This is a genomic window from Paraburkholderia caffeinilytica (assembly GCF_003368325.1).
Lineage (GTDB): Bacteria > Pseudomonadota > Gammaproteobacteria > Burkholderiales > Burkholderiaceae > Paraburkholderia > Paraburkholderia caffeinilytica.
In genome coordinates this window covers 296,554-317,242 of record NZ_CP031467.1, presented here as the reverse complement: position 1 = coordinate 317,242, position 20,689 = coordinate 296,554, and the positions used below count along the sequence as shown (strand labels likewise).

Sequence of the window (20,689 nt, the reverse complement as noted above, 5' to 3'; positions counted from 1 at the left end):
TCCTCGAACTCCTTATGACCGGTACTGTTAGGTTAGCGTGCAAGCAACCGGGCAGCATTGTCCCCGTACACCTTATCCAACTCGATGCCGGGGATCCGGATGTCGTCGAGCACGCTGCCGAATTGGCGGATTGCGCGTGTCGGCGCGAACGGGAAGTCCGTCCCGAAGAGAATGTGATCGGGGTCCGCCACTTGCGCCAGCGCACTGAGCGGTGAATTGCCGGCGGACAGGGCTGTGTCGAAGTAGAAGGCTCTGACTGCCGCCAGCGTGTCACCCACGCGCTCGGCTACCTCGGGCATCATGGAAATCGACAGGGCGAGGCGAGGTACGAGAAACGGCAGCGTCCCCCCGGCATGCGAAAGGATAAACCGGATATTCCTGAAGCGGTTCATCGCACCTGAAATGATCAGGCTGGTGGCAGTACGTGTCGTCTCGAATGGATACTCGAGAACGGATGCCGGGGCGACCGGCGGTACATCGTGAGGCGGCTGGTTGGGGTGAACGAAAACCACGGTCCCACGCCGGTTCAATTCTTCCCACAGCGGCGTGAAATGCTCGTCGCCCAGATATAGTCCGTTGTAGTTCGTAAAGGCGATGAAACCGTCAACCTTCAACACATCCAGACAATAGCTGACTTCCTTCAGCGCTGCATCGACGTCTGGCAGCGGCAAGCTCGCAAAAGAACCAAACCGTCCGGGATGCCGGGATCGGAGGTCTGCTGCGTGGTCGTTGCATTTTCTCAGCAACGTAGCGGCATCCGGAAGGGTGGGGCCGGAGGAGATAGACAGGATTCCCTCGTCGATGCTGTTTTCGTCCATCATCGCGATGGCTGCCTCGACGGACCAGGTGGGGGCCACGCCGCCCGGCATCGCCGCATTCAGCAAGTCCAGTCCGACTGCGTCCACGTAGAGTTTCGGCAGAAAATGTTGGTGCGTGTCGATTTTGCGCTTCGGCATGGCCGTCGTCTCCTATGAACAATTCTTTAGCATCGGGAGGGTGCAATCCCTCCGCCACCTGAACTCATCTTATACGTTATTTTTTACGTTTGCAAAGTTTAGTGGGCGAGTCAACTGCACACGTGCCTTGGCCAGTTCGACGAGTACGCGCGCGGCATCTGTCGAGCGGAGCAGCGGCTCCGCCGGCACAGCGAAGAAAATTATGGTTCGAGCGAGGTCAAGGCAGATCGTCAAGCGCGCCTGCGTTCTCGAACAATCTGAGCAGCATGGTGCGCAATACCTTGACGTCGCCCGCGGCGAAGCCCGAGAGAACCACCGACTCGTGGCGCTTTGCGACAGGCACGATGCGCAGTGCCAGAGCCTCTCCCTTGTCCGTCAGGACGACCCTGATCGACCGTCCATCGGTCGCGCTCCTTTCACGCCGCACCAACTCCTGCGCCTCGAGACGATCAATGATTCTCGAGAGAGCCGAAATATCGGACGATGCATGGAGAGAAAGTTCAGACAACGTCTGGCCCGGAACATAGAGAAGCGAGGCACAGACTCGCCACTCGCTGAGGTTCAGGCCAAACGGTTTAAGTGCCTTCGAGAACGCATTTCCCATTCGGCTGGTGGCACGCGCCATGAGGAAAGGAACCGTTCTTTCCAGTTCTTCAGGTTGCTTTGGAGTGTTCACGATCGTGGCCAAAAACGGAAGGTTTAGGTGAATGCACGTATTTGAAAAATCAATTATACGTCACACACTGGCGATTGCGGATTGGTTCTCCAAAAGCGCAAGTAATCGCCGGCCGTACCGATAAGTTCAGTTCTTCTGGCAGTCTGGGATTGTTCACGGCGCTCAATACGACGGCTCTTCGTGGCTTTCAGTGGCTCTCAGTAGCTGAGCGCGGCGACCCGGGCGCTCGCGGTTGAAACGGGCATTCATGCACTGAGACTGATGACGTCGGGCCTTTGGGACACACATGAGCCGGCGGCGCTGCGTATTCATCGCATGGGCGACGGAGCGGTTTGCACACCAAGTCGATCGGGCAACGTAGCCATCCCCCTGGCCAGTGCAGCAGGAGGAGGTCGATGTAGTCCGTCTTGAGCTTGCGTAGGCTTTCGTTGACGGACGCATCGAAGTATCTCGCGGAGTAGTTGCTGACCCAGACCTTGGTGGTCAGAAATAGGTCGCTTCTTGGGATGCCGGATGCAGCGACGCAGTCGCCGATTTCCGCCTCGTTGCGGTAGATTTGCCCAGTGTCGATATGACGGAAGCCCGCACGAAGGGCTTCAGGGATCATTCGATAAATGTCGTCCCCGGTCATTCCGTAGGTGCCGAAGCCTATGGCCGGAATGGCCGCGTTGCCGGCATGGACGTGTTGCATGAACTATTCCTCATGGACTAGCCGATATACCCCTGCAACGGGACGGACGGCCGAACAATCCGATGTACCCCAATGGTGGCCACTGGCGAAAGAAACCCGCCTTTCGGCGAGTGATTTCGCGAAAGGGTAAGCGATGGCGCGTACGGAAAGAAGCCTATATATCTAGATTCGACCTATCGTGACGGGCGATACATATCGGGCGGAATTTCTCTGGATTGATTGCACGTGTTTATGGCAGGCAGCTTGGAGCTGCACGGCCATACGAATGCACCATCAGCCGATGGTGAGCGTCGCATTCCTGAATGTAGTGCTGAATACCCATCGAGACGCCAGTCGTAGGCCGACTGGATGCCACGCCTGCGCCGCTTCATGATTCCGGCTCTAACCGGCACGGCTTTGCGCACGCTGAACGAGCCTTGACATTATATTTTCCAACCGTATAGTAATGCGACGAGGCGAGCCCGGAGCGACGCGATTTGCGCGTCGACGCTTCCCGGCCCGGCCACGCGTGATTCGCAAATATGCTTTGTTGCAAGAACCGCCGCACCAGTATCTGAAGCCGGTTCGGCTGCTCAAACAAAGGATGGCTGAACGATGTGGAAAGCAATGGTGGATGAACTTGCCCAGCAAGATGAACGTGAACCCGGCTCGTTGCGGGTTGCACGATCCGTGGTCCGTCGAAAGAACGGCGGGCGTGCGCAGGCTGCCACGGGCGATCTCCGGAACGTCATTCTTGAAGTTGCCGCAGCGCTTTTCCATCGCGAGCCTATCGAGTCGTTGAATCTCGATCGGCTCGCCGATCAAACGGGGCTCGGTACGAGACGCATCTATCGGATTTTCGGGTCGCGCAAGGCGTTTCTGCAAGCCTATGCTGACTTGCTGTGCGATCGGGAGCGTGCGCAATGGCGGGAGGCGGGACATCGATCTGGCGAGGATCCTGTCCAACACTTGCTTGAACTCTTTATCGATGTCGCCGTCGGACTGGCTTCCGATGCTTGTCGGCCCAGGCAACCTCACGTGCCGGCGGTACAGTTCGCCGACGAGGAGCATCCTGTCAGGCTATCGCGTATCAAGCTTGCCCGGGAGTTTCGAACGCTCCTGATGCGGCTGGCTGTTGCCGCAAACGCGGTGGATGCCGAGGCGTTGGCAGATACATTGATGATGCTTTGGGAAAATGCAACGAGCAACTTCAAATCGGACAGCGACGCCCGGCGTGTCGCCCAGCGTTTGCCGACCTTGGTCGACCACATCATCAAGAGCTACGTGATGCTGTAGACCGGGTCGCGTCCAGCAATAAACCGTGCCGCGGATCGCACACCGGGTCGAGCGTTTCACAGTGAGAGGCCGCATCATCCGCGCTCGCATGCTGAATGGCGCCGTTGCCCGATTGTTGATGCATGTGAAACAGAGAGTTGGAAAAACCAGTATTTACCCTGACGGTTGCTACCCTTTAGACTGCGTTCAGCCATGGCAGCGAAGCTGCTTTGTAGCGCAACTAACAACAATCGTTGAGGTAGGTCATCATGAAGTCGGTCACCAGGATGGTTCTTATTGCTGCCCTTTTTGCAGCACCCGTCGCGTCGTTCGCACAGTCCAGCCAGCCAGTGAGCCGTGCGCAGGTGCGTGCCGAACTGGCGCAGCTCGAGAAAGCGGGCTACGACCCGCACGACTGGATTCACTACCCGGAGAACATCCAGGCAGCTGAAGCAAAAGTCGCGGCGCAGAACGCCACGGCCCAAGCCCCTGTTTCAGGTTACGGTGGCGCTGCTGACGGAACCTCTCGTTCGGGCGCGGCAAGCGGTCTGTAATATTGGGTGTAAAGCGCGAATTTCGACAATCGCGCAGTTTGCGGCTGAGTCCTTCCCATCTGTGCCGGTGGGCAAGACTCAGCCGTTTCGCTTTATGGGCTTGTGGGACCGGACGCACACCCTTCCAGAAGATGAACAGTCTCGTCGGGGTCCTCTCCATCGAACGAGTCGAAGATCGTTGAAGCGAGTGATCTGCTCCATCCAGATGCTTTGATTGATTCTTATCGTTCTGCCGAAAACAACGATCCATTGCAACCGCGGAGATATGCGCATAGGCCATTCGACCGTAACCTGCACGTCGAGTCGTCAATTCACTTCGGGAGCTCGTCATGGATCGTTATACGTTTCTTCCGCTGTTGGGCCGCATTGTGATTGGGGCGCCGTTTGTCATGAGCGGGCTGGGCAAGCTCGGAGCGTACACGGCGACGGTCGGCTATATTGCTGCCATGGGGCTGCCCGTGCCGCCGCTCGCGTTCATTGTTGCCGTGCTGACCGAACTGGGCGGCGGCCTGCTGTTGCTGTCGGGCTACAGGGCTCGCGTCGTCTCGTTGGCGATGGCGGTGTTCTGTGTCGTTACCGCGCTGTTCTTTCACCACAACTTCGCAGATCAGAACCAGATGATTCACTTCCTCAAGAACGTGATGATGGCCGGTGGTCTTCTGCAAATCGCCTACTTCGGTGCCGGCGCCTTCAGTCTGGACGCGCGCAGCGGGCGGACAGCCTCGGGTATTTCGCCTCAGAGCGCGAGCTAAAAGACGGATTCGATGAGACAGGCACCTGACCGGCTGCGCCGTCTCAACTGCCTCCGTCCTTGCTGCAACATGGTGCGCATAGTCGGGCGCACATCGTTTCTCTCAGCGGTATCACAGCAGATATAGAAAGGAGATCGAAATGTCGAAAGTTCTGGTTCTATATTATTCCTCGTATGGCCATGTCGAAGCGCTGGCGGACGCCGTCGCCGAAGGTGCGCGCTCCACGGGCGCCACGGTCGACGTCAAGCGGGTGCCGGAGACCGCGCCGGAGGAGGTGGCCAAGGCCGCCTACTTCAAGCTCGACCAGCAGGCGCCGGTTGCCACGGTCGCCGAGCTCGCCAACTACGACGCTATTGTGGTCGGCACGCCGACCCGATTCGGGCGCATCTCATCGCAAATGGCGGCATTCCTGGATCAGGCGGGCGGCCTGTGGATGAGCGGCGCGCTGAACGGCAAGGTAGGCGGCGCCTTCACGTCGACCGCGAGCCAGCACGGTGGGCAGGAAACGACGCTGTTCTCGGTCATTACCAATCTGCTGCACTTCGGCATGACCATCGTCGGCCTGCCGTACAGCCACCAGGGGCAGATGACGCTGGACGAAATTGTCGGCGGTGCTCCGTACGGCGCCACGACGATCGCCGGTGGACAAGGTCAGCGCCAGCCGAGCGCGATCGAGCTCGCCGGCGCTCGCCACCAGGGCGAACTGATCGCCAGGACGGCAAACAAGCTGTTTGGCTGAACGTCGGGAATATTCGCAGCGTCGACGCGCGCATGAGAAGGCCAGGCGAATCCTCGCCTGGCCGGACTCCAGACTCCGCTCTGGACATCGAATTGACCGGGCAACACGCTGTCGTTCGACATGGGCCGACGACCCGCGCCAATGACAACCACCAATTCGAGAGAGCTGACCATGCAACGTCCGACGACAGAAAGTGAGTTGGGGGATTTCGTCGCAACCCATCCGCTTGATCCGGAAGATGGGGCGATCACCGCTGCCACGCGAGCCATGGCGAGTTCCATGAAAGGCAAAATGCGCGGAATCGAAGCGCGCGAGCCTTTCGACGCCATGATGGAGCGTGTACCACCACGCGATGACGTGACCTTCGAAGCCGACACGGTTGGCGGTATTCCGGGTCTCTGGGTTCATCCCGCGCATCGCCGGTCTGGCGAGGCGATTCTCCATCTGCACGCCGGATGGTTCAACCTGGGAACGGCCAAAGCATTCCGCCACCTCGTCGGGCATATCGCCGCGAGGGCCGGAGCGAGCGCATTTATTCCGGACTATCGGCTGGCTCCCGAGCATCTTTTCCCCGCGGCCGTCGACGACGTGCTGGCGTCTTACCGTGGGCTTGAAGAAAGGGGCGTGCACCGGATTGCCGTCACGGGCGATTCTGCCGGAGGCAATCTCGCACTGGTACTCGCCGCACGCGTCTCTGCCGACGCCATCCCGGCGAAGTCGGCTCTGGTTGGCGTGGCCGCACTTTCGCCGGTTACCGATCTGACGCTCTCGGGCGAGACGTATGTGACGCGCGCGGATGCCGAGCCGTATTTCACCCTTCCGCAGGTTGCGGACCTGGTGCATGCCTATCTGGGTAGCGCCGACCCGAAACTTCCGCTGGCTTCGCCGCTCCACGCGCAGCTTTCCGGCTTGCCTCCCGTCCGCATTCACGTCGGAGACGACGAAGTATTGCTCGATGATTCACGCCGGTATGTCGAGCGCGCGATTGCCGCCGGAACCGACGCCCGACTCGACGTCTGGATGGGGATGCCGCATGGCTTCGCCGGCAGCATCGGAACGCTGAAGGCGTCGGCACAAGCGCTGGATGCCATCGGCGCGTTTCTCGCGGAGAAGCTGCGGGCCGACGCCGGCCCGCACAGCGCACGCTGAACCGTCCCGAAGGATAGGCTCGACGACGCGGGCGAGCGCGCTAGCGCTGTCGGTTCAGACCTTCGAATCCTGCCACGAGCGCATCGAGCAGGTGACGCACGGCCGGCACCATGCCTCGGCGCGTGGGGAAGATCGCGTGGACAAGGCCCGGCGTGGTAGCCAAACCGGGCAGCAGGTGCTGCAGGCGGCCGGCCTGAATATCGGCCTCGACCAGTTCCCGCGGCAGCATGGCCACGCCGACGCCGGATAGCGCCGCGACCCGAAGGCTGGCCAGGTCGTCGGTCGCCATGCGGGGCTGATGCGCCCACGATGTCACGCGCCCCTCGACGTCGACCAGATTCCAGACGAATCGCTCGTTGCTGCTGGCCATGGAGAGCGTGGGCCATTCCTTTACGGAGTCGATCGAGCTGGGCGCCGGATGGCGCGCCGCCAATTCGGGACTGGCAACCAGAATGTGGATCGACAGGCCCAGCTGGCGAACGGCGAGATCGGTGTTTTCCAACGGCGGCAGCCGGACCCGGATCGCGAAGTCCAGGCCTTCCTCGACGACATCCACGCGGCGGTTGGTTGCATCCAGCAGGACCTGGACATCGGGATTGTCTTGCACGTATCGCGCGAGGATCGTGGAGATGCCGGACTCCAGCAAGGCCACCGGGCAAGCAATGCGGACGGTGCCCTGCGGCCTGGATCGCGTCCGGTCCACGATCTCCTTCGCCGCCTTCGCTTCCGCCACTAGCGCGAGGCAATGCTGGTGGAACTGCCGCCCGGTTTCCGTCAGGGAAAGGCTCCGGCTGGTGCGATTGAGCAGGCGAACGCCAAGTTCCTCTTCCAGTGCGCGAACGCGGCGGCTCAGTTTCGAGGTCTGCAGGCCGAGGTTGCGCGCGGCCGCCGTGTAGCTTCCACGCTCGACCACCTCTGCGAAGAGCCGAAGATCATTGAGGTCAGTGATTGCGTTCATGGGCAGAGTTCAATTCCTTCTAATCGTTCTATTGAAGGCAATGATGCATTCCAATGGCGGATCTATGCGCGAGTTCGTTGCAAATATAGCATTCGTCTCATCGACTACACCAGCGCCAAATCCGGCGGCTGGCACGGATGACAGGCATCGCATTGGCGATGGCGGGAAACGGAGAACGACATGCTCACACACAGGCGTTGGGAATCATTGGACAGGGGAGATCTCGGCTGGCTGCGCGCGAAATACCATTTCGCGGTGAGCGCCGACGGCAATCCCGCGCACGCCGCCCTCGGTCCCCTGATTGTCTGGAACGACGACGAGATTGCGGTTGGCAGCGGTTTCCCCATGCATGGGCATCGCGACATGGAAATCATCACCTATGTGCGTCAGGGCTTGCTCGGGCATCGAGACACTTTGGGATCCGAAGGAACGATCCACGCAGGCGATGTCCAGGTGATGAGCGCAGGCAGAGGCATACGCCACGCCGAGTTCAACAAGGGCGAGGTGCCGCTGAAGGTTTATCAGATCTGGCTGCAGCCTCGCGAAGCCGGCGGTGAACCCGCGTGGGACACCAGGCCGTTTCCCAGAAGTGACCGGTCCGGACGATTCGTCGTGCTTGCCAGCGGGTTCCGAGGCGATGAAGGTGCGCTTCCCATTCGCGCCGATGCGCGTGTGTTCGGCGCAATGCTGAAGGCGGGCGAAAGCGTTCGACACGAGTTGAGTCCGGCGCGCCGTGCCTATCTCGTCGTGGCCTCGGGACGCATCGAGGTGAATGGCGAGCCCGTTGGTCCGCTGGACGGCGTGGCGATCACGCAAGCCGCGGCGGCGCAGATTTCCGCTCTTGAAGATTCCGAGCTGGTGATGGTGGACGCCGGCTAAATCCCTTTCTCTTAATCCACCTGCGTCAATTCACATTAGGAGTTCGTCATGGAACGTTTCAAATTTCTTCCGCTGTTAGGTCGTATCCTGATTGGGGCACCGTTTGTCATGAGCGGGCTGGGCAAACTCGCGGCGTACGGCGCGACGGTTGGCTACATTGCGGCCATGGGTCTGCCGGTGCCGCCCCTCGCATTCATTCTTGCCGTGCTGACCGAGCTGGGCGGCGGCCTGCTGCTGCTGTCGGGCTACAGGACTCGCGCCGTATCGTTGGGAATGGCCGTGTTCTGTGTGGTCACCGCGCTGTTCTTTCACCACAACTTCGCAGATCAGAACCAGATGATTCACTTCCTCAAGAACGTGATGATGGCTGGTGGCCTTCTGCAAATCACGTGGTTCGGCGCCGGCGCATTCAGCCTGGACGCGCGTTCCGGTCGGACAGCTTTGCGTGTTTCGCCGGTGGCCGCGAGCTGAAGACGGCGGATCCGCTGAGACGGCCGGCCGACCGGCCGGATCGTCTCACCTCGATCACAGCGCCGGACAGCGCCGGCGGCGCGCGCCACGGCGCCGAAATCGGCCTACTTCTCCAACTGTGCAATGAAGGCGCGGGCGGCCGGCCCTGGCGGCGCGTCCTTGCGGTAAACAACCTTCATCGGCATCACGACATCGCGCGGCAGGCCTTCAATGCGAATCTTCATCAGCGCGCCGCTTTCGAGATCGTCCTTGACCATGTGCAGCGGCATATGGCCCCAGCCCAGGCCGGCCTTCAGAAAAGCATACTTGGCGCCCAGATCCGCGAGCCTCCAGGTCGAGGCGGACAGCACGCCGAATTCGCGTCCCTCGGACAATGCGGTTCGGTCGCTGAGTACGAGTTGCACTTGCTTCCTGATCGCGGCAGAGGAAACGAGGCCCCGGTGATTCGCGAGCGGATGAGCGGGACTGACAACCGTAACCAGTTCGAGCTCGCGTAAGGATTCGACCTGGAGTTCATCCGTCACGATTGGCAGCGTGCCGATCACACCAATGTTGCAAATCCGGTCGACCACCAGCTTCATCACGCCGCCCAGCGCCTCGACATAGAGCCGCAGCGGTGTGTGCGGATAATCCTTTTGGGATTGGGCCGCCGCGCCCGTCAGACTATCCATGGGATACATCACGTCCATTGCAACGGAGAGCTCCGGCTCCAGACCCTCTCGCATCGCGCGCGCCCGTGCCTTGAAGCTATCAATGGTGTCGGCCACGGAACGGGCGTCGAGCAGCAGGCTCTTGCCTGCGTCGGTGAGCTGCGGGTAACGGGCAGTGCGATCGAACAGCTTCACCTCGAGTTGCGCCTCGAGATTCGCGAGTGTCTGACTGACCACCGATTGCGCGCGGCGAAGCTTGCGTCCGGCCGCTGAAAAACTGCCTTCATCGACCGCCGCGATGAAGGTCCGAAGCTGGTCCAGCGTCACGCCGTCAAGCATATCCATCGCTCCGAACGATATTTGGAATCTAAAAATATAGGCTTTTAAGATGGAGTGCAAGCTCTTACCTTACGTGTATCGCGTTTTTCGAGTTTTTCTTGAGGCAGAGCCATGACCATCGACACAGCCGTACTCACCCCGATTCCAAAGACAACGCCGGCGCCGCGCCGGATCGCTTTTCGCACCGGCGGCACTGCGCACGGCGGCATTACCCGTCTGGCGAGTCCCGCCGACCTCGGCGAGTTGATCAAGCCTTTTGTGTTCCTCGATCACGCCGTGGTCGTGCCGACCGGCAAGCCGATGTTCGGATTCCACCCGCACTCGGGTATCGCAACACTCACAACCGTGCTGAGCGGCGGGATCTCCTATGCGGACACGACCGGCAAGCATGGCGAGCTTCCAGCCGGCGGCCTCGAATGGATGAAGGCCGGCAACGGTGTCTGGCACGACGGCAACGTATTGCCGGGCGACCCCGTGCGCCTCTTTCAACTTTGGGTCGCGCTTCCGCCCACGCTGGAGAATTCGCCTGCGGAAAGCCAGTACATCTCGCCAGCGCAGGTTCAGCGGGATGGGCCGGTGCGCGTCGTCCTCGGCCGTCACGGATCCGCGGCGAGCGATATCCGCGCGCCTGAAGGCATCAACTACTTCCATGTCGAACTGAAGGCCGGGGAGACATGGCGGTACGTGCCGCCTGCCGGACACAACGTTGCTTGGCTTGCGATCGACCAGGGACGGCTGAACGCATCCGAGCCGATCAAGGCAGGCGAGCTTGCGGTGTTCGAGGAATCCGACGGGGCACCGATTGAGCTTCGTGCCGAGCACGCGACGTCGTTCGTCATCGGCTCCGCTGTCAAGCACCCTTATCCCCTGGTGCTTGGGTACTACTCGGTGCATACGAACGCAGACGCGCTTCTCCAGGGCGAGACCGAGATCCGCCGCATCGGTCGCGATCTGGCCGCGCAGCGTCGCAGCCGGTAAGCGTGGACACCGTTTGATTGCGTGCGCATTGCGGACGTGCGCGTCCGTGACGGGATGGACGTCACGGTATCCCTGGCGGGTGCGATTTTCTTTCGACACCGGTGCGCCGGTGCGTACGATTTCGACACGTCACCGTGCGAATCCTAAAGCATGCCCGGACGAGCCGCGACACCATGGTGCAGTCAACCCGCGGCTGCCGGCACATGTGCCTGTGCGCCTCGTCACCGGGAGAAGGAGGCGCACCATGCATCACCCCCACGCTCACTTACGTTCGCTGCCCCCCAAGGGGGCCGATGCCTCCCTCGGGGCGGCCCGGCGGGAGAGGATGAACGCCCCCCACGCTCGCTTACGTTCGCTGCCCCCCAAGGGGGCCGATGCCTCCCTCGGGACGGCCCGGCGGGAGAGGATGAACGACCCCCACGCTCACTTACGTTCGCTGCCCCCCAAGGGGGCCGATGCCTCCCTCGGGACGGCCCGGCGGGAGGCATCATGACCACCGCAGCAGACTACCTGGTCGACGCCCTGACGCACGCGGGCGTGAAGCGCATTTACGGCGTCGTCGGCGACTCGCTGAACGGCATCTCCGATTCGCTCAGGCGTTCCGGCGAGATCGACTGGATCCACGTGCGGCACGAGGAGGGCGCGGCCTTCGCGGCGGGGGCGGAAGCGCACCTCACCGGCAGCCTCGCGGTATGCGCCGGCAGTTGCGGACCGGGCAACCTGCACCTGATCAACGGGCTGTTCGACTGCCACCGCAGCGGCGTGCCCGTGCTCGCGATCGCCGCGCACATTCCCAGCTCGGAGATCGGCATCGACTACTTTCAGGCGACGCATCCGGAAAGCCTGTTCAAGGAGTGCAGCCACTATGTGGAACTCGTGTCGAACGTCGGGCAGTTGCCGCAGATCCTGACCCGGGCGATGCGGGTTGCGGTCGGGCGGCGCGGCGTGGCGGTCGTCGTGATTCCGGGCGACGTCGCGTTGTCGGCGACGACGGCCGAAGTTGCGCCCTGGCTGGTGCCGTCGACGCCGCCCGTGCTGCGGCCGGCCGACGACGAGATCACGCGCCTCGCGGATATGCTGCACGCGGCGTCGCGCGTGACGCTGATGTGCGGCGCAGGCTGCGCGGGCGCGCACGACGAAGTGGTGGCGCTCGCGAAGCGCCTGAAGGCGCCCGTCGTCCACTCGCTGCGCGGCAAGGAGATCATCGAGCACGACAACCCGTACGACGTCGGCATGACGGGCATGGTGGGGTTCGCGTCGGGTTACGCGGCGATGAAGGCGTGCGACATGCTGCTGCTGCTCGGCACCGATTTTCCCTACCGGCAGTTCTATCCGGAACACGCGAAGATCGCGCAGATCGACGTGCGCCCCGAAGCGCTCGGCAACCGCTGTTCGCTCGATCTCGGCCTCGTCGGCACGGTCAAGGACACGCTCGCCGCGTTGCTGCCGGTCCTCGACGAAAAGACCGATTCGTCGCATCTCGACAGCGCGCTCGCGCATTACCGGCAGGCGCGCAAGGATCTCGATTCGCTCGCCGAGAGCAATCCGTCGAGCACGACGATCCATCCGCAGTATGTGACGCGACTCGTGAGCCAGCTCGCGGCCGACGACGCGATCTTCACCTGCGACGTCGGCACGCCGATCGCGTGGACGGCGCGCTATCTGAAGCTGAACGGCCGGCGCCGGTTGATCGGTTCGTTCAATCACGGCTCGATGGCGAACGCGATGCTGCATGCGATCGGCGCGCAGGCCGCGTATCCCGGCCGTCAGGTGATCTCGATGTCCGGTGACGGCGGGTTCACGATGATGATGGGCGACTTCATCACACTGGTTCAGGCAGGGCTGCCGGTGAAGGTGATCGTGCTGAACAACGGCACGCTGGGCTTCGTGGAGATCGAAATGCGCGCGTCGGGCTTCGTCGATACCGGCACCGACCTCGTCAATCCGAACTTCGCGCGCATGGCCGAAGCGGTCGGCGTGAAGGGTATCCGCGTCGAGAAACCGCAGGAACTCGAAGACGCGCTCGCGACTGCGCTCGCGCACGACGGGCCCGCGCTCGTCGACGTCGTCAGCGCGCGCCAGGAACTGATCATGCCGCCGAAGACCACCATCGACGAAGCCTGGCATTTCGGCGTCTTCATGATGAAGGCGGTGATGGACGGCCGCGGCGGCGGGCTGATCGACCTCGCGAAAGTGAATCTGACGCGCTAAAGCGGAGTGTGCGGTGTCTCCGGTGTCTCCGGGCCGCGCGCCGCAGAACTGTATTGCTTCATTGCCTGCCATCAGGGAGAGACGGCGATGTGGAGTGGTTTGCACCGTGGGCGCCACGCGTGGGCGATCCTGATGCCGTGCGCGACGCTGACTGCCTGTAGCGACGCACCGTCGGTCGGCGTGCTGGGCGCGTATTTTCCGGACTGGCTGTTCTGTATCGTGGGCGGCGTGCTGCTGGTCGCGTGCGTGCATGTGCTGCTCTCGAAAAGCGGCCGCGGCGGCTGGCTCACGCCGCCCGCGATCGTCTACCCGGCGCTGACGGTGCTGTTTTCGATCGCGCTCTGGGCAGCTGGTTTCAACTAAGGCATCAACTAAAACTTCAACTAAGGCTTCAACTAAGGCTTCAACTAAGGCTTCAACTAAGGCTTCAACGTTTAGTCCCATTAACCTTTATCCGACCGTGTGACCATGACCGCTGCCCAAAGCACGGACGCAGGAAAGCAGCGTCCGCGAACCTGGCCCGCCATGCTGCTGATCGTGCTGGCCGTGCTCGCGCTCATCGCCGTGATCTGGCGCGTGGATACCGTGCCGCGCACCGACGACGCCTATGCGTACGCCGACACGATCGGTGTCTCGCCGGAAGTCAGCGGCAAGATCGTGACGCTCGCGGTGCGCAACAACCAGGCCGTGAAGCAAGGCGATCTGCTGTTCGAGATCGACCCGCGGCCGTATCAGTTCGCGTTGCAGCGCGCGCAGGCGGCGCTCGCGCAACTCGATGCGCAGATTCCGCTGACGCAGCGCACCGTCAACGCGCAAGGATTCAGCGCCGAGGCTGCGAAGTCGGCGGTCGTGCGCGCGCAGGCTGCCGCGAAGCAGGCGGGAGACACGCTGGCAAGAACGGAGCCGCTGATCGCGAAGGGCTACGTCTCCGCCGAGGACCTGGACCGGGCGCGCACTGCGCAACGCGCGGCGCAGGCCGAGCTCGCGGCCGCGCAATCGCAGGCCCGCGAGGCGCAGGCGGCGGTCAGCAGCGTCGCCGCGCTCGTCGCGCAGCGCTCGGTGCTGCTCGCCGAAATCGCGACGGCGCAGCTCAACCTGGAATATGCGACCGTGCGCGCGCCGTTCGATGGCCGCGTCGTCGAGTTGCGCACGTCTGTCGGGCAATTCGTGTCCGCGCAAAAGCCCGTCTTCACGCTGATCGATACGCGGCAGTGGTACGTAGTCGCCAATTTCCGCGAGAACGAACTCGGCAACATCCGGCCCGGCACCCGCGCGACCGTGTATCTGATGAGCAATACCGGTATCCGTTTCAGCGGTTCGGTCGATTCGATCGGCTTCGGTGTCGATCCGCAGGATGGCGGCGGCACCGCAAACGGTCTGCCGAGCATTCAGCGCAGCATCAACTGGGTCCACGTCGCGCAGCGTTTTCCGGTGAAGATACGGGTCGATCATCCCGACCCGCAGTTGTTCCGGATCGGCACTTCGGCTGTCGCCGTGCTGCAGCCTGAGCGTCGCGAGGATCGCGACACTCGCGCGACGCACAATGGAGCGCCGTCATGAGCGGGCTCGACGGCGTCGGGCGTCATCTCGCCTGGCCGCGGCCGCTCGGGCAACTGGCAGGCTTCCTGCGCTCGGAGCTTGGCGGGTTTCCGGGGCGCGCCAATGTGGCCATGCGCAGCGTGCTCGGCTGCGCGATCGTGATTGTCGTGTCGATGACCTTGCAGGTACCGGAGCTGGCGTTGTCGCTGATCGCGGTGTTCTTCGTCACGCAGTCGAACATCGTGCTGACCCGCCTCGTCGCCTTGTTGGCCGTGATCGGCACGACCTGCGCGATCGCCTGCATCATCGGTGTCTACAGGCTGACGTTCGACTACCCGCTGCTGCGCATCATCGTCGCAAGCGCCATCTTTTTCTGCAGCGCTTATCTGATGCGGGCCGTCGCGAAACTGGGGCTGGTGTTCTTTCTCGTCTCGCTGATCGTGATTTACGCGCAGACTTTTGTCGATCAGACCGATAACGCGGAAGCGCTGGTGCGTAACTGTCTGTGGGTGTGGGTGGCGGTCAACTACCCGATTGTCCTTTCGCTGATCATCAACACGCTGTTTCTGCCAGCCGAACCGGAGCAGCAGTTGCGCGCCGCCATGCAACGGCAGCTCGCGACGGCCCGTGCGCGGCTCGCGGTCATGATCGACACGAATGCGCCGGCCGTGCACATTGGCTCGCTCGATCTCGAGCGCGGCGCACTCGCGTTGCAGAAGCTGCTGCGCTTTTCGACCATGCGTCACCACTACAGCGAGGAAGATGCCTCGGCATGGTTGGCCTGCGTGACCGTGGTATCGCGCATCTTCGAAGCTGCGGCGGTGCTGCCTGAGCATGCAGTCGCGCACGACGCCGGGCAGATAGATGCCATCCGTGTGGTGCAGGACGAACTCGTGTCGCTCGATCACGCGATTGGCGACAACCTGCAATGGCGGCATTGGGGCGCATCGCGCCAGGCGCCGGTGTCGACCTCGATACCCGCGCTCGACGCGATGCAACGCGCGCTCAACGTGTTCTCCGAGGCTACGCGGGGTGCCGTCGCGCCGCCGCAACCGGAAGATGCGGCCACCGGCGGTGCAGCGGAGGAGAGTGAAAAAGCGGCGAAAGCGGAGCAGGCGGCGAAGGCGACGGAAGCAGCGAAAGCAACGAAAGCTGCGCCGCATTCCGCGCAGCCCGAACCGGACCTCTTTGCGAATCCGCGTTACGTGCGCTTCGCGCTGCGTACGCTGTTCTCGGTACTGATCTGCTACGTGTTCTACAACGCGGTGAACTGGCCGGGTATCCACACGATCATGCTGACGTGTCTCGTGGTCGCGCTGCCGAGCCTTGGCGCATCGAGCCGCCAGGGCGTGCTGCGGATCGGCGGTGCACTGATCGGCAGTGCACTGGCGCTGTTCATGGTTGCGTTCGTGATTCCGCAACTGGAAAGCGTGACGGGGCTGCTGCTGATGAGCTTGCCCGTGATCGCGCTGGGCGCCTGGGTGGCGGCGGGTTCCGAGCGGATCAGCTATGCAGGAATCCAGATCATGTTTACGTTCGCACTGGCGTTGCTCCAATCATTCTCTCCGCCGTCGGATCTCACCGAGATCCGCGACCGGATCGTCGGCATTCTGCTGGGTGTCGGCGTGGCCACCTTCATCCAGATGTCGCTGTGGCCGGAGCGCGAATCGGATAGCCTGCGTGCGCAACTGACGTCGATCTTGCGCAAGATCGCGGCGCTGGCGCGTATCGAGGCGAAGGCGGTGCAGAGCGGCCCACTCGCGACGGATTCTGCAGCGGTGGTTGAGGTGTGGGCCATGGTCGCGGATTGCGAGATGGCGCTCGCGCGTGTCGCGCTCGAACCCGACTGGCGAGAGGGAGAGACGACCCGTATTACGCTGCTGTCGCAGACGGTGCTCGCGCAGAGCCGTGCGTTGCTCGTCGCGATCGAAGCGTTTCACCACGAGGCGATGACCGGCGCATCAGCAGGCGCACCGATGGAGCAAGCAGGGAAGTTTCAGTCGGATGTCGCGGGTGTGCTGGAACGATACGCGTCACAGCTCGCGGCCGAACCGCCGGCCGCGACGACGCCGGCGCCGCTCGATCCGGGTGGATTGCGGGCCACGCCGACGGCAAGGGCGGCGGGTATGGCACCGGGTATCGCAGATAAAGAAGCGCTGGACCGGCTCGCGCAACGGATCGCTGCGGCACTCGCCGGCTTGCCGCGCTGGTCGGAAGACGAGCGCGCGTCCGGCGAATTCGCGAGTGCGGGGTGATCGGCAATGACGCGCTTCGTCTGCATCCTGCGCCGCCTGCCGCGCTTATTCACCGAACGGCCGCCCGCAACGCCGCCCGCAAGGCCGGCCACAAGACCGCCTGCAACGCCGCTTGCAAGGCCGGCCACAAGACCGCCTGCAACGCCGCTTGCAAGGCCGGCCACAAGATCGCCCACAAGACCGCTCGCGAGACCGATCACAAGACCGGCTACAAGATCGCGCACAAGACCGGCCACCCGCTGGCTCGCGTCGCTCGCGCTGCCGCTCGTCGCCTCGTGCGCGCTGATTCACCACGATAGTCCGCCCGCCGCGATGATCGCGCCGCAGCAGATCCGTCTCGCCGACGACATCCATCTCGCGAACGAGGGCTGGCCGTCGGCGCGCTGGTGGGCGCAGTATCACGATCCGCAGCTCGATACGCTCGTCGACCTGGCGCTCACTCGCGCGCCGACGCTCGCCATTGCGCGCGAGCACGTCTCGCAGGCTCAGGCGCAAGTCGAGCTGATCCGCGCAGCGTCCGGTCTGCAGATGTCCGCGCTTGCCACTGCCGATCGCGAGCGGGTCTCGGGTCACGGTTTCCTCAGCGCGTATGCGTCGCACGACCCGGCGATCGGCGCGTTTGGGCCGTGGTATTGGACCGGACTGGTGGGCGTCGACGCGCACTACGACATCGACATCTGGGGCAAGCAGCGCGACCTCGTGCGCGCGGCGATCGGCGAGCAGAACGCCCGGCGCGCGGAGGCGGCGCAGGCCGAGCTCGAGCTCTCGGCGGGCGTCGCGCAGCTCTACTACAGCATCCAGATCACTTACGCGAACCTCGAGCTGTTGCGGCAACTTCGCGAAGTACGCGCGTTCGAGCTCGACACGCGATCGGCGCGGCACGAGCGCGGTCTCGAAGCGCTGACTCAAACCGCCGCCGCGCGCTCGCAGTTGCTCGCGATCGATCAGCAGATCGCATCGAGCGAGGAGCAGGTCGTCCACGCGCGTGAGGCGCTGCGCGCGCTGGCGGGCGCCGGTCCCGACGATCTGCCGGCGATCGCGCCGGTGCCGTTGCCGGCGCCGTCGGTATCGCTGCCGTCGGCGCTTTCCTATGAGCTGCTCGCGCGGCGCCCGGATCTGCAGGCGATGCGCTGGCTGGTGCAGGCGTCGTTCGACAAGATCGATGCGGCGAAAGCGGCGTTCTACCCGAGCTTCGACATCACCGCGTTCTTCGGCTTCAACGCGCTGCGAATGCGCGACCTGTTCCTGCATTCGAGCCAGCAGATCAACCTGATTCCCGGCCTCACGCTGCCGATCTTCGACGGCGGCCGCCTGAACGCGAACCTGCACGGCGCACGCACGGCGAGCAACACGCTGATCGAGCAGTACGATCAGGCCGTGCTCGACGCGGTGCGCGACGTCGCGCAAAGCGGCAGCGAGATCGACGACCTGGATCATCGCGTGCATTTGCAGCATGACAGGCTCGACGCGTTGCGCTTCGCGAGCGACAGTGCCCAGGCGAGCTATCAGACCGGCCTCGGCGACAGGATGAGCGCGATGCAGGCGAAGGCGCCGGTCATCGTTGGGCGCCTCGAACTCGTCCAGCTTACCGGCGACGAGATCGAGGCGGGCATCGCGCTGACGAGAGCACTCGGCGGCGGCTATCGCAGCGACGACCTGCCGGGGGAACCCGCCGCCGGCACGAAGGCGCAGTAGGAGTCGCGACTCGCGTGGACAGGCCTTGAGCGATGGGCCTTGAGCGATGAGTCCTGAGCGGTGGGCCCCGAACAGCGGACCCCGAACGGCGGACCCCGAACGGCAGACCCCGAACGGTAGACCCCGAACGGCAGACCCCGAACAGCGGACCCCGAACAGCGGACCCCGAGCAGCGGGCGCGCCGGACTGGTCGCGGCCGCCGGTCGTCCGTGCGAGCGTGACCGCCCCCGTTCGGGGGATTGAGCGCCGTGCCTGCCGATCCTAATGCGACCGATGACCCGTCTGTCAGGGAGCCAAGTCTTGAACGATCATGAAGCTTCGGGAAGCCGCACGCCACGTCGGGCGACACTGCTGTTCCACCCGGAACCGTTGATTCGCCGAGGCGGCCCGTGACGACGGAGGACGTCGATCTGATCGAGCTCACCGCCGCAATCGTGGCGAGCTTCGTGTCGTGCAATCCATTGCCGGCGGCCGATCTGCCGGCGTTCATCTGGAGCACCTACGCCGCGCTGGCGGCATTGCGCACGACGTCGCTACCGCCCGCACGGCAGCGCGCGGCGGTGCCGGTCGAGGAATCGGTGCGCGACGATTACCTCGTCTGTCTCGAAGACGGACGCAAGCTGAAGTCGCTCAAGCGCTACCTGCAGCGTCACTTCGCAATGACCCCCGACGAATACCGCGCGAAGTGGGGTCTGCCCGCCGATTACCCGATGGTCGCGCCGGCCTATTCCGCGCTGCGCTCGTCGATCGCGAAGCGCCATCCCGCGGGCGCAATCAAGCCGCGTCGCGGCGCCTGAGAACGCGCGAACGAGGGAGACCACGCCTGTTGCGCTCACCCGACGAGGGGATGTCGCGCCGCTGCCGGACTGCGCAAGATGGAGACCGTCGACAATAATCATCTTGCATGGGATCGCAGAGGAGGCGCACATGTTCTCGCCGACACCGGATGCAACGTACCGCAACGACGCAGCAGACTTCGCCGCCGACGGCGGGACTGTGCTCGAGGAAGCCGATCCGCTCGCCGACCCGTCCCGCCGGCTCGACTCGGACAGCGCTTGTGACGCGGTCGTCGCGCGCCTCGTCGCGCGGGCCGCCGAGCGCACGCCGCAGGCCACGCGGCGCGCGGCGCCGCTGCCGAAGTGGCGTCTGCGGCGCGCGCTCGACTTTATCGAAGCGAATCTGGCGCAGCCGATCGGACTTGCCGATGTCGCCGCCAGCACCGGTCTCACCCGCATGCATTTCGCCGCGCAGTTCCGCTCGACGACCGGTTATTCGCCGCACGCGTATCTGCTTCGGCGCAGGATCGAACATGCCCAGAAGCTGCTGTGCTCGTCGGCGCTCAGCGTGCTCGACGTCGCGCTGAGTTGTGGCTTCGGGTCGCATGCGCACTTCACGACCGTTTTCGGGCGAATGGTCGGCGAGCCGCCCAACAGCTGGCGGACCCGCATGCGCGGCGAGCGGCCGATCGAGCGGCCGGCCGTGGAGCCGGCCATGGCCGCCGGCGCGCGCTGGGCCGACACGGGAGTGTGATCATGCAGGCAGAATTGGCGGATGACGAATGCTGGGGTGCCGCGCTGCGGCTGCTCGACAACGGCTCGTGCGAGTTGGCCGCGCGCTGCGTGGCGCCACGCCGTGAAGCAGCCAGGGTGCCGGCCGCGCAAACCGGTGCGCGCCACGAATGCATGGCCCGCGTGCTCGATCGCGTTTCGGCGAAAATCGTGGTCGTGTACTGGTGCGACGCAACGTCGTGCCGCTACGGCGACCAGTTGTGGCGGGTCGGCGTCGCGAGGCGGCGCGGTCGCTGCGCGTTGTCGGGCGCGCCGATCAAGGCCGGTGACGCGGTCTACCGTCCACGACAGGGGCGGCCGAGTCCCGTCAACGCGGCGGCGATGATGCTGGCGTCCGAGGTCGAGCGCGTGTTGCCCAACTGACCGCCGGCCGCG

Annotated in this window: 22 protein-coding genes; 17 read left to right on the top strand and 5 right to left on the bottom strand. The window is 63.7% G+C overall.

What is annotated here, in order from left to right:
- Window positions 1–32: 32 nt before the first annotated feature.
- The 3 genes from DSC91_RS17345 to DSC91_RS17335 form a co-directional block, all read right to left on the bottom strand.
- Complete coding sequence (locus DSC91_RS17345) at window positions 33–956, bottom strand: amidohydrolase family protein (RefSeq protein WP_115780100.1); 924 nt, start codon at window positions 954–956, stop codon at window positions 33–35.
- A 217-nt stretch (window positions 957–1,173) separates the two neighbouring features.
- Window positions 1,174–1,632 carry a MarR family winged helix-turn-helix transcriptional regulator gene (locus DSC91_RS17340; RefSeq protein ID WP_308422764.1) on the bottom strand — a complete coding sequence of 153 codons (459 nt, stop codon included), beginning with the start codon at window positions 1,630–1,632 and terminating at the stop codon, window positions 1,174–1,176.
- Between the two features lie 187 nt (window positions 1,633–1,819).
- Complete coding sequence (locus DSC91_RS17335; protein WP_115780099.1) at window positions 1,820–2,323, bottom strand: aldo/keto reductase; 504 nt, start codon at window positions 2,321–2,323, stop codon at window positions 1,820–1,822.
- Window positions 2,324–2,917: 594 nt separating this feature from the next.
- Between DSC91_RS17335 and DSC91_RS17330 the strand changes: the two genes are divergently transcribed.
- The 5 genes from DSC91_RS17330 to DSC91_RS17310 all read left to right on the top strand — a co-directional run bounded on the left by DSC91_RS17330 (window position 2,918) and on the right by DSC91_RS17310 (window position 6,771).
- The gene (locus DSC91_RS17330; protein WP_115780098.1) at window positions 2,918–3,598 is read left to right on the top strand and encodes a TetR/AcrR family transcriptional regulator; all 681 of its coding nucleotides are present in this window, start codon (window positions 2,918–2,920) and stop codon (window positions 3,596–3,598) included.
- Window positions 3,599–3,846: 248 nt separating this feature from the next.
- A complete protein-coding gene (locus DSC91_RS17325) occupies window positions 3,847–4,131 on the top strand; it encodes a DUF4148 domain-containing protein (protein WP_115780097.1) in 285 nt (94 codons plus the stop codon).
- Window positions 4,132–4,460: 329 nt separating this feature from the next.
- A complete protein-coding gene (locus DSC91_RS17320; RefSeq protein WP_115780096.1) occupies window positions 4,461–4,883 on the top strand; it encodes a DoxX family protein in 423 nt (140 codons plus the stop codon).
- 139 nt (window positions 4,884–5,022) lie between these two features.
- A complete protein-coding gene (gene wrbA, locus DSC91_RS17315; RefSeq protein ID WP_115780095.1) occupies window positions 5,023–5,622 on the top strand; it encodes an NAD(P)H:quinone oxidoreductase in 600 nt (199 codons plus the stop codon).
- 171 nt (window positions 5,623–5,793) lie between these two features.
- Window positions 5,794–6,771 (top strand): alpha/beta hydrolase, encoded by a 978-nt coding sequence (locus DSC91_RS17310; RefSeq protein ID WP_115780094.1) that lies wholly within the window; start codon window positions 5,794–5,796, stop codon window positions 6,769–6,771.
- Between the two features lie 40 nt (window positions 6,772–6,811).
- Here DSC91_RS17310 and DSC91_RS17305 read toward each other — a convergent pair whose 3' ends face one another.
- On the bottom strand, window positions 6,812–7,729 hold the full coding sequence (locus tag DSC91_RS17305; protein ID WP_115780093.1) for a LysR substrate-binding domain-containing protein: 918 nt from the start codon (window positions 7,727–7,729) through the stop codon (window positions 6,812–6,814).
- Between the two features lie 180 nt (window positions 7,730–7,909).
- Between DSC91_RS17305 and DSC91_RS17300 the strand changes: the two genes are divergently transcribed.
- Together DSC91_RS17300 and DSC91_RS17295 are read left to right on the top strand one after the other, a co-directional pair.
- Window positions 7,910–8,608, top strand: a complete 699-nt coding sequence (locus DSC91_RS17300; protein ID WP_115780092.1) for a pirin family protein — start codon at window positions 7,910–7,912, stop codon at window positions 8,606–8,608.
- 48 nt (window positions 8,609–8,656) lie between these two features.
- On the top strand, window positions 8,657–9,079 hold the full coding sequence (locus tag DSC91_RS17295; protein WP_115780091.1) for a DoxX family protein: 423 nt from the start codon (window positions 8,657–8,659) through the stop codon (window positions 9,077–9,079).
- A 104-nt stretch (window positions 9,080–9,183) separates the two neighbouring features.
- Here DSC91_RS17295 and DSC91_RS17290 read toward each other — a convergent pair whose 3' ends face one another.
- Entirely contained in the window at window positions 9,184–10,068 is an 885-nt protein-coding gene (locus DSC91_RS17290; RefSeq protein WP_115780090.1) for a LysR family transcriptional regulator, read from the bottom strand.
- Between the two features lie 111 nt (window positions 10,069–10,179).
- On the opposite strand from DSC91_RS17290, the gene DSC91_RS17285 reads away from it, so the two are divergent.
- The 10 genes from DSC91_RS17285 (at window position 10,180) to DSC91_RS17240 (ending at window position 20,677) form a co-directional block, all read left to right on the top strand.
- Window positions 10,180–11,046 carry a pirin family protein gene (locus tag DSC91_RS17285; protein WP_115780089.1) on the top strand — a complete coding sequence of 289 codons (867 nt, stop codon included), beginning with the start codon at window positions 10,180–10,182 and terminating at the stop codon, window positions 11,044–11,046.
- Window positions 11,047–11,535: 489 nt separating this feature from the next.
- A complete protein-coding gene (gene poxB / locus DSC91_RS17275) occupies window positions 11,536–13,257 on the top strand; it encodes a ubiquinone-dependent pyruvate dehydrogenase (protein WP_115780087.1) in 1,722 nt (573 codons plus the stop codon).
- Between the two features lie 87 nt (window positions 13,258–13,344).
- The gene (locus DSC91_RS17270) at window positions 13,345–13,620 is read left to right on the top strand and encodes a YtcA family lipoprotein (RefSeq protein ID WP_115780086.1); all 276 of its coding nucleotides are present in this window, start codon (window positions 13,345–13,347) and stop codon (window positions 13,618–13,620) included.
- Between the two features lie 105 nt (window positions 13,621–13,725).
- Entirely contained in the window at window positions 13,726–14,817 is a 1,092-nt protein-coding gene (gene mdtN / locus DSC91_RS17265) for a multidrug transporter subunit MdtN (RefSeq protein WP_115780085.1), read from the top strand.
- Window positions 14,814–17,051, top strand: coding sequence for an FUSC family protein (locus tag DSC91_RS17260; protein ID WP_115780084.1), 2,238 nt, complete (start codon window positions 14,814–14,816; stop codon window positions 17,049–17,051). Before mdtN ends, DSC91_RS17260 begins: the two co-directional genes overlap by 4 nt.
- Complete coding sequence (locus DSC91_RS38250; RefSeq protein WP_162831418.1) at window positions 17,048–17,350, top strand: hypothetical protein; 303 nt, start codon at window positions 17,048–17,050, stop codon at window positions 17,348–17,350. Before DSC91_RS17260 ends, DSC91_RS38250 begins: the two co-directional genes overlap by 4 nt.
- A 13-nt stretch (window positions 17,351–17,363) precedes the next feature.
- Window positions 17,364–18,746, top strand: coding sequence for an MdtP family multidrug efflux transporter outer membrane subunit (locus DSC91_RS17255; protein WP_229758065.1), 1,383 nt, complete (start codon window positions 17,364–17,366; stop codon window positions 18,744–18,746).
- Window positions 18,747–19,135: 389 nt separating this feature from the next.
- Window positions 19,136–19,543, top strand: a complete 408-nt coding sequence (locus DSC91_RS17250) for a Ros/MucR family transcriptional regulator (protein WP_115780083.1) — start codon at window positions 19,136–19,138, stop codon at window positions 19,541–19,543.
- A gap of 130 nt (window positions 19,544–19,673) precedes the next feature.
- Entirely contained in the window at window positions 19,674–20,276 is a 603-nt protein-coding gene (locus DSC91_RS17245; protein ID WP_115780082.1) for a helix-turn-helix domain-containing protein, read from the top strand.
- Between the two features lie 2 nt (window positions 20,277–20,278).
- Entirely contained in the window at window positions 20,279–20,677 is a 399-nt protein-coding gene (locus DSC91_RS17240; RefSeq protein ID WP_115780081.1) for a DUF3331 domain-containing protein, read from the top strand.
- The last annotated feature ends 12 nt before the right edge of the window (window positions 20,678–20,689 follow it).

Coding starts and splice junctions, on each gene's coding strand:
- DSC91_RS17345 (WP_115780100.1), bottom strand. CDS start 956: ATGCCGAAGCGCAAAATCGACACGCACCAACATTTTCTGCCGAAACTC.
- DSC91_RS17330 (WP_115780098.1), top strand. CDS start 2,918: ATGTGGAAAGCAATGGTGGATGAACTTGCCCAGCAAGATGAACGTGAA.
- DSC91_RS17325 (WP_115780097.1), top strand. CDS start 3,847: ATGAAGTCGGTCACCAGGATGGTTCTTATTGCTGCCCTTTTTGCAGCA.
- DSC91_RS17310 (WP_115780094.1), top strand. CDS start 5,794: ATGCAACGTCCGACGACAGAAAGTGAGTTGGGGGATTTCGTCGCAACC.
- mdtN (WP_115780085.1), top strand. CDS start 13,726: ATGACCGCTGCCCAAAGCACGGACGCAGGAAAGCAGCGTCCGCGAACC.
- DSC91_RS17255 (WP_229758065.1), top strand. CDS start 17,364: ATGATCGCGCCGCAGCAGATCCGTCTCGCCGACGACATCCATCTCGCG.
- DSC91_RS17245 (WP_115780082.1), top strand. CDS start 19,674: ATGTTCTCGCCGACACCGGATGCAACGTACCGCAACGACGCAGCAGAC.
- DSC91_RS17300 (WP_115780092.1), top strand. CDS start 7,910: ATGCTCACACACAGGCGTTGGGAATCATTGGACAGGGGAGATCTCGGC.
- DSC91_RS17285 (WP_115780089.1), top strand. CDS start 10,180: ATGACCATCGACACAGCCGTACTCACCCCGATTCCAAAGACAACGCCG.
- DSC91_RS17270 (WP_115780086.1), top strand. CDS start 13,345: ATGTGGAGTGGTTTGCACCGTGGGCGCCACGCGTGGGCGATCCTGATG.
- DSC91_RS17320 (WP_115780096.1), top strand. CDS start 4,461: ATGGATCGTTATACGTTTCTTCCGCTGTTGGGCCGCATTGTGATTGGG.
- DSC91_RS17240 (WP_115780081.1), top strand. CDS start 20,279: ATGCAGGCAGAATTGGCGGATGACGAATGCTGGGGTGCCGCGCTGCGG.
- DSC91_RS17305 (WP_115780093.1), bottom strand. CDS start 7,729: ATGAACGCAATCACTGACCTCAATGATCTTCGGCTCTTCGCAGAGGTG.
- DSC91_RS17260 (WP_115780084.1), top strand. CDS start 14,814: ATGAGCGGGCTCGACGGCGTCGGGCGTCATCTCGCCTGGCCGCGGCCG.
- DSC91_RS17335 (WP_115780099.1), bottom strand. CDS start 2,323: ATGCAACACGTCCATGCCGGCAACGCGGCCATTCCGGCCATAGGCTTC.
- DSC91_RS17290 (WP_115780090.1), bottom strand. CDS start 10,068: ATGCTTGACGGCGTGACGCTGGACCAGCTTCGGACCTTCATCGCGGCG.
- poxB (WP_115780087.1), top strand. CDS start 11,536: ATGACCACCGCAGCAGACTACCTGGTCGACGCCCTGACGCACGCGGGC.
- DSC91_RS17295 (WP_115780091.1), top strand. CDS start 8,657: ATGGAACGTTTCAAATTTCTTCCGCTGTTAGGTCGTATCCTGATTGGG.
- wrbA (WP_115780095.1), top strand. CDS start 5,023: ATGTCGAAAGTTCTGGTTCTATATTATTCCTCGTATGGCCATGTCGAA.